The 11,136-nt window shown below is 36.1% G+C and carries 9 protein-coding genes; 4 read left to right on the top strand and 5 right to left on the bottom strand.

Features of this window, described 5'->3' with window-relative positions; translation table 11 throughout:
- Positions 1–47: 47 nt before the first annotated feature.
- The 3 genes from A9G48_RS09405 to A9G48_RS09395 all read right to left on the bottom strand — a co-directional run bounded on the left by A9G48_RS09405 (position 48) and on the right by A9G48_RS09395 (position 5,379).
- The gene (locus A9G48_RS09405) at positions 48–3,605 is read right to left on the bottom strand and encodes a hypothetical protein (protein WP_065576120.1); all 3,558 of its coding nucleotides are present in this window, start codon (positions 3,603–3,605) and stop codon (positions 48–50) included.
- Positions 3,606–4,031: 426 nt separating this feature from the next.
- Positions 4,032–5,102, bottom strand: coding sequence for a membrane-bound lytic murein transglycosylase MltC (gene mltC / locus A9G48_RS09400; RefSeq protein ID WP_034943608.1), 1,071 nt, complete (start codon positions 5,100–5,102; stop codon positions 4,032–4,034).
- Position 5,103: 1 nt separating this feature from the next.
- Positions 5,104–5,379 carry an oxidative damage protection protein gene (locus A9G48_RS09395; RefSeq protein WP_034943610.1) on the bottom strand — a complete coding sequence of 92 codons (276 nt, stop codon included), beginning with the start codon at positions 5,377–5,379 and terminating at the stop codon, positions 5,104–5,106.
- A gap of 187 nt (positions 5,380–5,566) precedes the next feature.
- Between A9G48_RS09395 and A9G48_RS09390 the strand changes: the two genes are divergently transcribed.
- From A9G48_RS09390 to A9G48_RS09380, 3 genes are all read left to right on the top strand, one after another.
- Positions 5,567–6,778: an aspartate aminotransferase family protein gene (locus A9G48_RS09390; protein ID WP_034943613.1), complete on the top strand. Its 1,212-nt coding sequence runs from the start codon at positions 5,567–5,569 to the stop codon at positions 6,776–6,778.
- Between the two features lie 68 nt (positions 6,779–6,846).
- Entirely contained in the window at positions 6,847–7,458 is a 612-nt protein-coding gene (gene yihA / locus A9G48_RS09385; RefSeq protein ID WP_051825026.1) for a ribosome biogenesis GTP-binding protein YihA/YsxC, read from the top strand.
- Positions 7,459–7,471: 13 nt separating this feature from the next.
- Entirely contained in the window at positions 7,472–8,458 is a 987-nt protein-coding gene (locus A9G48_RS09380) for a serine/threonine protein kinase (RefSeq protein WP_065568544.1), read from the top strand.
- Positions 8,459–8,515: 57 nt separating this feature from the next.
- Here the strand turns inward: A9G48_RS09380 and A9G48_RS09375 are convergent, their stop codons facing one another.
- A complete protein-coding gene (locus A9G48_RS09375) occupies positions 8,516–8,812 on the bottom strand; it encodes a GIY-YIG nuclease family protein (protein WP_034943619.1) in 297 nt (98 codons plus the stop codon).
- A gap of 195 nt (positions 8,813–9,007) precedes the next feature.
- On the opposite strand from A9G48_RS09375, the gene A9G48_RS09370 reads away from it, so the two are divergent.
- On the top strand, positions 9,008–9,712 hold the full coding sequence (locus tag A9G48_RS09370) for a lipopolysaccharide core heptose(II) kinase RfaY (RefSeq protein ID WP_065576119.1): 705 nt from the start codon (positions 9,008–9,010) through the stop codon (positions 9,710–9,712).
- 656 nt (positions 9,713–10,368) lie between these two features.
- Here the strand turns inward: A9G48_RS09370 and A9G48_RS09365 are convergent.
- The gene (locus A9G48_RS09365) at positions 10,369–11,031 is read right to left on the bottom strand and encodes a hypothetical protein (protein WP_065576118.1); all 663 of its coding nucleotides are present in this window, start codon (positions 11,029–11,031) and stop codon (positions 10,369–10,371) included.
- Positions 11,032–11,136 lie beyond the last annotated feature (105 nt).

Below are 11,136 nucleotides of genomic sequence, written 5' to 3'. Positions count from 1 at the left end.
AACTTGGGGGATAATTTTTCCAATTTCTACACTTTGCCAACTGTCCATTAGAAACTCCCTACTGCATTGATAAACCAACCGTGTGAACGATAGTTCAGGTGTGTTAAGTTGTCGTTATAATCCGTAAAGTTATACCCCACTCCCATTTTAATATTATCGCCAATATTGCGGTAAATACTCGTCACAAAGCCATCTTTATGGTCATCAGCTAAATCGGTACGTAACGTACGACCCTCTACCTGATATTCCCAATCGCCTGTCTTATAATTTAAACGCAGCGCATACAAACTCGCCCCTGATGAGTACCAGTTACTTTCATTTTTATAGCGTAAATGACCTTGCCTATGGGCTGCTTTAAATGCAGTTTCCCAGTTTGCATTCCATTCATAAACCCCTTCTAACGACCACACCCAGCTCTTTTGGTCATACAAACTTGAAGTATAGCGTTTCCCACTCGATGAGGTCGAATTCGCTATCAGCTGATCGTCCGGATCTAACCCGTAAACATAAGTCAGTTTCCCAAATAAATTCAGATTGTTTATTAATTTAGGACGATAAGCAAAACCAATCATTGATTCAGTATAGTTGCTCACCACATCATTCGATGTGTCTTTATTCCCAAAAGTTTTTGCAAAATCAAACTGTGCTAACCAACTTAAGTTTTCACTGACAATCGTTTTCGCCCTATTGGTGGTGACCCATTGTCTTATCCGTTCACTACCTTCATCAATCCGATATTCCAGACGGTTACGAATTTGGAACCAATCATTTTTATAGCCGTAACCAGCCGCATAAACATCACGACGCGTTTCATCATGACCCGATAAACTAGTACGGTCACGATTACGGTTGTTTACACGCCCAACCGAGTAAGAGCCTTCAATAAATTGTGCTTCGGTAGGTTTATAACTGACACCATACACATCTGAAGTAGTATGATCGATTTTGCTAGTTTTGAATTGACGCTCAGAATAAAGCTCCAGCTCACTGGTCGCTTTGGTTCGACCGCCCACTACCGTGGTAATGCCTCGCCCAGAAGTAGAGTCCACATCATTTAACACTTTCGTATACAAATTAGTCTGCTCATTAACATCCCAACCTGCCTGAATACCCCCTCCAGCGCCTCGATTGGATGCAAAAATTTCCGCACCAATATTAATACTGTCGGTAATTTGTGAGTTATAACCAATTGTGGTACGGTTATCATCTGCCACATCGCCCGATTTGGCCACCGTTAATTGCTGAATAATATACCCTTTATCTCGACCATCAAAAAAACTACGCTCCAATTTAGCCGCAATTAATGCTTCATGTGTGGCGTCTTCACCATAGTTGTGGTCATTGCGGTGTTGTAATTCAAACGCTGCTGTATACACATCCCCCAATGCAGTGTAGTACTGCGCTCGAGTAAGTTTTTCAACATAGTTAGCCTTGTCTTTTTCTTGACTGTAACTCAACAACAAACCGTGTTTATCTTGCTCAAAATCATAACGTAGTTCACCACCCCACTCTTCTAAATCACTGCTGCGTGCTTTAGCAAAATTTGAAAAGCCCTCTTGCTGTTTTGAGTAGTAACCTTTAAAAGTCAATGGGATATCCTGCGCCGTAAAATCATTGAAATCAATTTTTTGCTCAACTTTCCACGCCGCTCCTCGTGTATCTCCTGACAGTACCGTTTGACTGAACGACAATCCACCATTGCTTGAAACAAATATATCACTTAAGCCCGCTTTGGTTTTGGCGTATTCCATTTGAGTATGAGTGCCTTGGGTTGGGCGAAGAATTAAATCAACCCCTTTCAACTCATAATTATCACCGCTTGACTGGTCTTCATTGATATATGTACCACCAATACGAATATGGTCGTTCAACCAATGATAAGCTCGACCACCAAACACTTTTTGACCTTCTAAATCAAAACCATCAGCATAATATTCATATTCCGCAATAATCCAAACAGGGTCACCCCCTACTAAGCTACCTCCACCTTCAATAATGGAACTACCTACTCCCCCATTACTGGTCATTGGCAACGCTTTGGTTAACATCACTCGTCCCTGAAATTGATTAACTTCATAATCCACGCCTTCCGTTAACGTGCTAGTACTAATGACTCGACCTGTGTTACGGTCACGCACTTCCATCGACAGCTTTAAACTGCCTTCTGTAATACGTTGATGTTTTAAAAAGTATAAACTACCACCCGTTGAGGCCAACTCATTATGGCTTCCTCGAGTCTCTCCATTGGATAAAAACACCGTTGCCAACGTGCGCGTATCCCCATATTGCGTGGTTTCCTCACTTTCATGGTATAACTTCGCTCCGTATAAACTTCGGTTAAAATTAGCAAACTCATTACCTGTAATTTGAGTATTGTAATTACCCCATAAACCGTAACTTTTGCCTTTTTCTAATTTGATATAAAACTTACCTTCCGTATCAATATCACTTTCAGTCGTCGAATCATCACCATAAATCGGATAGTAAGATTGTGGGTCAAGCTCACGCACAAAACGACTCGGGTCTTTTTCACCTAAATGACCAAACGCATTTTTTAATTTGGTCTCAGTTGTATCTAAATGAGCCGTTAAACGATAATCACCCTTGTTGGCTTTTAAATAAAATGCAACCCGACCATCCCAACTGCCCTTGCCGCTGTAATGATGACTGTCAGCTTCTTCTAATATGGCTTTACCTTCTCCTGTCACATTATTTTGTGCATAAGTAATATCCACAATACCTACGTAAAAAATATCGTCTTCTTGTTCAACAACCAACTTCTCATTTTGAGATTGGCGTTGACCTTCTTCATCTTGCCAACTTAAATTAAATTCATATTCACCAGGAGACAAAATCAGCTCACGCATGGCTCGACCATGATTATCCACCACCAATCGCTGACCATTTAGCATGACTTCTTTCTTATCGTTCAGACCGCTCATTTGTATTACTACCTTACGATCTTGAGCTGAGGCAACTATACCTTGATGATCAATACGACTTTGCCCAAATCCAGGAATCGTACTGTCGGATTTTAATTGACCGTAAAATAACGCTCCGTTATTAACCAAATCAGCTTCAACATTGGGTTTAGTATAAGCAATAAAATCACTTTCTTGAGTCACGCCATGACCCAAAGTACGAAACATTACCGCATAAACATTATCTTTTAATCCTGTATGACTAATCGTAGTTAAAACCGCTTTATACTCTGTATCAATCGATAACGGCTCACCATTATCGGTATCACCATTCCATAATACCGCTTCATAAGGACTAATATCACTAAAACGCAATGTCTTTAATGGATATTGATTATCCACGTCCGATTGTCGGTAAATTGTAATTTGATATTCGGCTATTTTGGTGGGATAGTTGGTGTAGACATAAAGCCCCATTGGAGTGGTAAATAACCCATCGGATGTTAACTTAACTTTTGGGTTATAAATACTGAGATTAAGCTTCTCTTCTGTATTAAATTCATCCCGAATAACATTTAGTTTAGGTACATTACCTGCTTTAGCATAAACCGCACTTGAGCCAAGAAGGAAAATAGCACTTATACCCAGACAAGAAAAATATGGAATCCGATTACATTTGCCCATGAATTATAATTTCCTTTCATTCAAATATTTATTTATACACAAGACTGGATTAAAGCTCTTAACCAATAAAGTGAAGATAAAATCCGTGATTAACTTTATATTTAATACTGCTTATATCTAAGGTGGTTTTATTTTTGTAATTGACAGACTAATGCTTAATAGAGTGCTTGGTCATTGTATGTTCATCATGGCTTCTGCTTCAATACATAATTTGCTAAGACTTGTAAACAAAAAAAACATAATAAAACAACAAATTGAAATTAATAATGCGGTTTAATGTAAGTTTTTTTAAGAAAAAATAATAAATACGCCAGAAAAGCGTAACATCATCAACAATCAATAGTTTCTTAAAAAAATCGCTATCGTATTATCAATAGTACGATAGCCTCATAGAAAGTGTATTTACGGATAATTAAATTAAACAAATTACCTATTGTCTAAAAGCTTACTTACTTTGATTAAATAATTGCGTGATTCTTGCGAAACGTGAGAGGTGACAAGCTTACGATAAACTTGTTGTGGGGTCATTGAATTAATGATATTGATAGCTTCGTTACGATCAGCTGAAAAAGTGCGAAGTACACTGCCTGCGCCGCCATTATAAGAAGTAATCATCGCATACCTTAAAGAGATTGGATTATTAATACCTGCTAAATATTTCGTTTTAAGTAAAGATAAATAGGCAGTTCCCATATCCACATTATTACGAGGATCAAGCAAAAACTTTCTACTTGGCTCTCCTGATTTACCGCGTAATTTAAATATATCTCGCCCAGCAGTATGCTGCTGTACTTGCATTAATCCAAGGGCATCAGTACGGCTAACCGCATAAGGGTTAAAGGCAGATTCAACTTCCATAATTGCTAAAATTAATCGCTCGTCAATAAAATACCGATTTGAAGCTTCAGTCACCAATGGCAAAAATTTCCGTGCGCGTTGATTAATATGATTTGGAACAAGCTTAATTTCAACATAAGTAATTTCATGTGAACCTGATTTACGTGTTCTGATATTATTTACTAACACATAATCTGCAAAATTATTAGCTCTGCCACTCCAACGAATAGGCTGCATTTCTTGATCTAACACCTGATTAAATAAAAAAGGTTCCTGAGACAAATCTTGGCTAATTTTATCGTGGCGAATAATATCCACAGGCTCTGGCATTAGCAATGTAGAAACAATTGCTTCTTTCAAATGCTCTTGAGGGGTATTTGACAATGTTTCAATGGTAATCACACCAGAAACAAAATTGATATGTACACGTGTTTGTAAATTATCTTCATATTGAACATAATCCTTAGGGCCTGCAATAAGAACTTCTTTTGGACCCCAAATCTGCTCAATATTATTGGCATATTGACTAATTAAAATATTAAAGGCATTTGTATCTTTAACATAATAATCTTCATCTTCGAAATTTGCATGTTTACTAGGACAACCGGCTAAAAGACTTACTGTAACAATTAATGTAATAATTTTAATATTATTTTTCATGTTAGCTCTCAATTTCGGGTTTGTATCCATCAATGACAACATCTTCACCTTCAAATAAAAATTTAACCATTTCAGTTTCAATTTTTTTTCGATGTTCTGGATTCATCATGTTAAATTTATTTTCGTTAATTAACATGGTCTGTTTTTTTAGCCACTCTTGCCAAGCCTGTTTAGAAATTTCATTGAAAATGCGCTTGCCAAGCTCGCCAGGATAAAGCTGAAAATCTAAACTTTCTGCCTCTTTTTTTAAATAATGGCAATAAATAACACGGCTCATATTTATCTCTATAAATCCAATTAACGATTGTTAACAATTATACCTGAAAATACTTATAGAAAAGAAGAAAATTATTGGCTATTTTGTTAGGTAATATTTCATTTCTTGATGAATATTTATTCACAAAAAACGAATAATCAGCTATTTTATTAACACAAAATTGATTAAAAACGATAGGAATAAAACAATGCAACCAAAAATCACACGCGACTTGTTTGACAAAGTTATTTTACCTGTTTATGCGCCAGCACAATTCATTCCTGTAAAAGGAAAAGGTAGCCGAATATGGGATCAAAACAACGAAGAATATATTGATTTTGCAGGTGGCATTGCAGTTAATGCGCTTGGGCATTGTCATCCTCGATTAATAGACGCATTACATCGACAAAGTGAAAAATTATGGCATGTAAGCAATGTCTTTACCAATGAACCAGCTCTAACTTTAGCACAAAAACTCACTACTCATACTTTTGCTGATCGTGTCTTTTTTGCCAATTCAGGGGCCGAAGCCAATGAAGCAGCTTTCAAGCTAGCTCGTTATTATGCGATTAAAAAATATCATCCTAACAAAACTAAAATTATCGCCTTTTACCAATCTTTCCATGGCCGTACTTTTTTTACTGTCTCGGTTGGTGGGCAAACTAAATATTCCGACGGTTTTGGCGCCAAACCTGCTGATATTATTCACGTACCGTTTAATAATTTAGAAGCAGTAAAAGCAGTTATGGATGATCATACTTGTGCAGTAGTGCTTGAACCAATACAAGGAGAAGGAGGCTTAACTTCAGCAACACCTGAATTTTTACAGGGTGTTAAGGCGCTATGTGATGAGTATAAAGCACTACTTGTATTTGACGAAGTCCAATGCGGAATGGGTCGTACTGGCAGTTTATATGCTTACCAACACTATAGTGTAACGCCAGATATATTAACCTCAGCAAAAGCACTTGGTGGCGGATTTCCAATTAGTGCCATGCTAACCACAGAAGAGATTGCATCAGTTATGCAACCAGGCATTCACGGCACAACTTATGGTGGAAATCCACTTGCTTGTGCAGTAGGGTGTGAAGCTTTTGACATGATCAACTCACCTGAATTACTCGAAAGTATACCAAAACGCCGAGCCATTTTTATTGAACACCTCGAAACAATTAATGATAAATTTAAAGTCTTTCGACAATACCTCGGTAAAGGATTATTATTAGGGGCAGAACTACAACCTCAATTCCATAATAAAGCCTGTGATTTTTTAAATATTGCAACTGAATTTAAAGTCATGATTTTAAATGCAGGACCAAACGTATTACGTTTTACGCCTTCGCTCATCATAACAGAAGATGAAATAAAAGAAGGCATGACACGATTGACAAAAGCCATCGAAAAGGTTGTCAATTCTTGAGTTTTTCTATACAGTAACGTCATTTTAATAGATTAAGTGCCATTACTGGGCTTAAAGGATACACTTTCATGAATAACATTCGCCCATTAAATTACGCTAAAACTCACTTTATATTAAGTGCCCCTGACATTTCTCACCTACCGAATGATACAGGAGTTGAAGTTGCTTTTGCTGGCCGCTCAAATGCAGGAAAATCAAGCGCACTAAACACATTAACCAATCAAAAGGGGTTAGCCAGAACCAGTAAAACGCCTGGACGGACTCAATTAATTAATCTATTTGAAGTCGAAGAAAATTGCCGTTTAGTCGATTTGCCGGGTTATGGCTTTGCCCAAGTGCCTGAAGCAATCAAACGCAAATGGCAAAAATCACTGGGTGAATATTTACAAAAGCGTGAAAGTTTAAAAGGACTAATTGTCCTAATGGATATTAGACACCCCTTAAAAGATCTAGACCAACAAATGATTGAATGGGCAGTTTCGGTCAATATCCCAATTATGTTATTACTGACTAAAGCCGATAAATTGGCCTCTGGAGCACAAAAAAAACAAGTTAACATGATTAAAGAAGCGATTTTACCTTTCCAAGGTGACATTACTGTAGCGCCCTTTTCGTCACCTAAACGCATTGGGCTAGAACCATTAAAACAAAAATTAAATGAATGGTTTAATTTGCAATAAAGGAAACTAGTTAATGAATAGTGCTGCTTTTTCATTTCATACCTTATCGCCAGATCGGATTTTAGATGGTTTAGCATCAATGGGGATTAGTGTTGATTCTGGATTAACACCATTAAACAGCTATGAAAACCGTGTTTACCAATTTTATGATGAACAGCGCACTCGTTACATTGCTAAATTTTATCGCCCACACCGTTGGACAAAAAAGCAGATTCTTGAAGAGCATCAATTCACACAGCAGCTCTTAAATGCGGAAATTCCTGTTGTTGCACCTCTGGTATTTAACGACCGTACCTTACATGAATATCAAGGCTATTTCTTCGCGTTATTTCCTAGTGTAGGTGGACGGCAATACGAAGTAGATAACATAGAACAAATGGAATTAGCAGGTATGCGACTTGGTCAAATACATCAAATTGGTGCTAAAGAAACATTTTTATATCGCCCCACAATCGGGCTTGAAGAGTACCTTTATAAGCCGCAAGACACTTTATTATCTTACCGTTACCTTCCCTCTAAAATTCATATTGAACTCAAAGCAACTTTAACACAATTGATTAAGACCGTAGAACAACATTGGCATAATGACTGGCAAGCAATTCGCTTACATGCAGATTGTCATGCAGGCAACATCTTATGCCATGATAATGTGATGTTTGTCGATTTTGACGATTCACGCAATGGTCCAGCCATTCAAGACTTATGGATGTTACTGCATGGTGATCGTCAAGAACAACGACTACAGCTAGATACACTCATTGAAATGTACGAATCTTTTTACCATTTTGATAAAGAACAACTAAAATTAATTGAGCCCCTAAGAGCTATGAGAATGGTGCATCATTTAGCATGGATAATTACTCGTTGGCAAGATCCCGCTTTCCCCATTGCCTTTCCATGGATTACAGATCTTGATTTTTGGCAGCAACAATTGACACAATTTAACCAGCAGATTCAAGCGATTAAATCCCCTCCGCTGCAATTAATGTCAACTATGTAAAATGGGCTATCTATTTACTATAAAAAATAGCGGGTATTTCGACGTTACTCACCCTTTCTACTTATCAAGTAACTTCAATAAATTATTTAAATCAGGGGATTGAATAATCAATGCTTCTTTGTCCTTTTTTGAAAGATGTTTTATTCGATACTCAAGTTTTAAAGCTAATGACCGTCCACCGACTTTAACTTGGTAAACCACTTTTAAATCTTGATGACCTTTTAGATGCTTGGCACCTTTATTATTCTGATGTTGGCGTAATCGTCTTTGTACATCGGTTGTAATACCTGTATAAAGTGATTGTTTGGCTGTCCTAATAACATATAAAAACCATATCGATGTTTGCTCTGACATAACTCATTTAAACAATAAATTACAAAATCAATAAAACCGGTATCATAGCATTTTAAACAAACCACATATACAACTTAAACCGAATCTACCTTCTATTTATATTCCAATCATATAAAAACCATAGTGTCGTTTACATTAATCACGATAATGTTTAAGATAAAGCAATTTTTTCAAGTTCCACTGAGGTTATATAATTTGAATAATTTTGCAAAAATTATTGAACGCCAACGAGGCAATATCAAGTTTGCCTACGTACAAAATGATGAAATCGATTATCTTAAGCTTTTTGACCAATTTTTAGCAGAAGAAGGGCATCACCAGCTACTTGATCCTAGCGATAAAATAGAAAGATACACTTACTTAATCAATCACAACCAAACCAAATTTATTTTCAAAATAGACGGCGGAGTCGAACATCGTTTAGAACGCCGAATTATTGCAAAATTAACTGGCGATTTTTATTTCAATTTAATTCGTAAATTGGCGAAAATCTCGCTTGATAAGTGTGATATTGCCTATGAACTTTATCTTGTTGCTTTTGACGAAAAAACGAAACGTCATTACATGATTTTTAACTTCATCGAAGGGCGCTCACTAGCGTGGGACGAAATGAAAGATTACGGAGAGCAAATAAAACACTGCGTTGAAAAACTTCACCATTATAACTTGGTTTCAAATGATATCCATGGTGGAAACTTTATTTTAACACCGGACGGAAAAATTAAAGCCATTGATTTAACTAACTCAGGGTTTATCTGGTTAACCAAAGCTAACGACGCCATTGAATTACAAGAACGGTTTAATATCAAAATAGAAGTTCCATTTTTAGCAATGGCGATAAAAAAATTCACTCATGGATTTAAACGGTTATCAAGAAAACTTCGCGGTAAGGAAAATTAAATTAAAACCCATTTATATGAGGATGCACTAAACACCTCACACTTTCAATAATTGATAATTTTTGAATAATACATTTCCTAACCACGTTCTGTTTTATATTCAACATCACCTTCATGGATTTATCCCTGTGTATACAGGGAACACTCTAATTTTATCTATATGTTTTATATAAACTTATTTAAATTGGTAAATTCTACCAAATTTTTTCAATTTTTAAAAACTTTTAACTAATTAATTTTTATAAAATAAAAAGCAGGCTCACTTTAATTTTTCCATTTTTACCAAGACCTATCATTTTTTAATATAAATTCATAGAGATACATAAATTCAATAGTTCTTAGATGAAAATAAACTTAGTTTTGACTTTTGTGTTAATACAAACTTTGCCATAACCATTTTAAATTCGCGTTTTATAATCGGTAAAATCGCACCCTGTCAGTAACGATAACATCAGTAAACTACTACCTAATATTAAGACTTTTTTGATTTGTGTTTTCATCAGTTATTACCTGTTAGTTAAAGTTTTTTAATCGATTCTGTCACTGCTTCGGCTTATGGCTCGTATCAGCTGTATATTGGTATGACAGTAAGTATGGAAACACTTTTTTACCCCGCAAATCTTAAACTTAACAGTAATCTAATGAATTAAAATAACTTTATAAAAGATAATTACCACTTTCCGCACGGATCAATTTTAATCTACCATCCGACTTAATATTGTAATAATGACTTCCTAAAGCAGGTCTACTACCCGTTACCGCGGGTTCAATTTCGCTATAATTAGGATATAGACTATAAATATCCTTATTTTTTATCCAATTTGGCACATTTTCTAAATGATAGGTAAACGTAACCATACGCATACCTTTAAGTTGATTATCCACATCTATAATTTTTTCTACCACAACCCGACCAAAGCAGAAGTTAGTCCCCCCCCACCAATCTACGTATTTACGACCTTCATCCGTTAAATTATAACGGTACAAAGGCTTATCACCGTCATGACCAACCAGCTCTTCGGTAAATAATCCCTCTTTGGCATAGAGGGATAGTTTTAAATTAAGCTCATTATTGGCGGCGATTTTATCCCATGCATCATCAGGATCAATTTCGCCTTCAATATATTGAATAGTATAAGGATACATATCTTCATAAACCTTACCGACCCTTAAGCAAGATTTTTTATTTCCTGTTGGGTTATTAATATCGTTTTCTCTTTGAATTCGCGTTTTATAATCGGTAAAATCGCACCCTGTCAGTAACGATAACATCAGTAAACTACTACCTAATATTAAGACTTTTTTGATTTGTGTTTTCATCAGTTATTACCTGTTAGTTAAAATTTGTTAATCGATTCTGTCACTGCTTCGGCTTATGGCTCGTATCAGCTGTATATTGGTATGACAGTAAGTATGGAAACACTT

Origin of the sequence: Gilliamella sp. wkB18 (assembly GCF_001690875.1) — a bacterium.
In the GTDB taxonomy this organism is placed as follows: Bacteria; Pseudomonadota; Gammaproteobacteria; order Enterobacterales; family Orbaceae; genus Gilliamella; species Gilliamella apicola_A.
The sequence above is the reverse complement of the archived record's forward strand: the minus strand, read 5'-3'. Positions and strand labels throughout refer to the sequence as shown.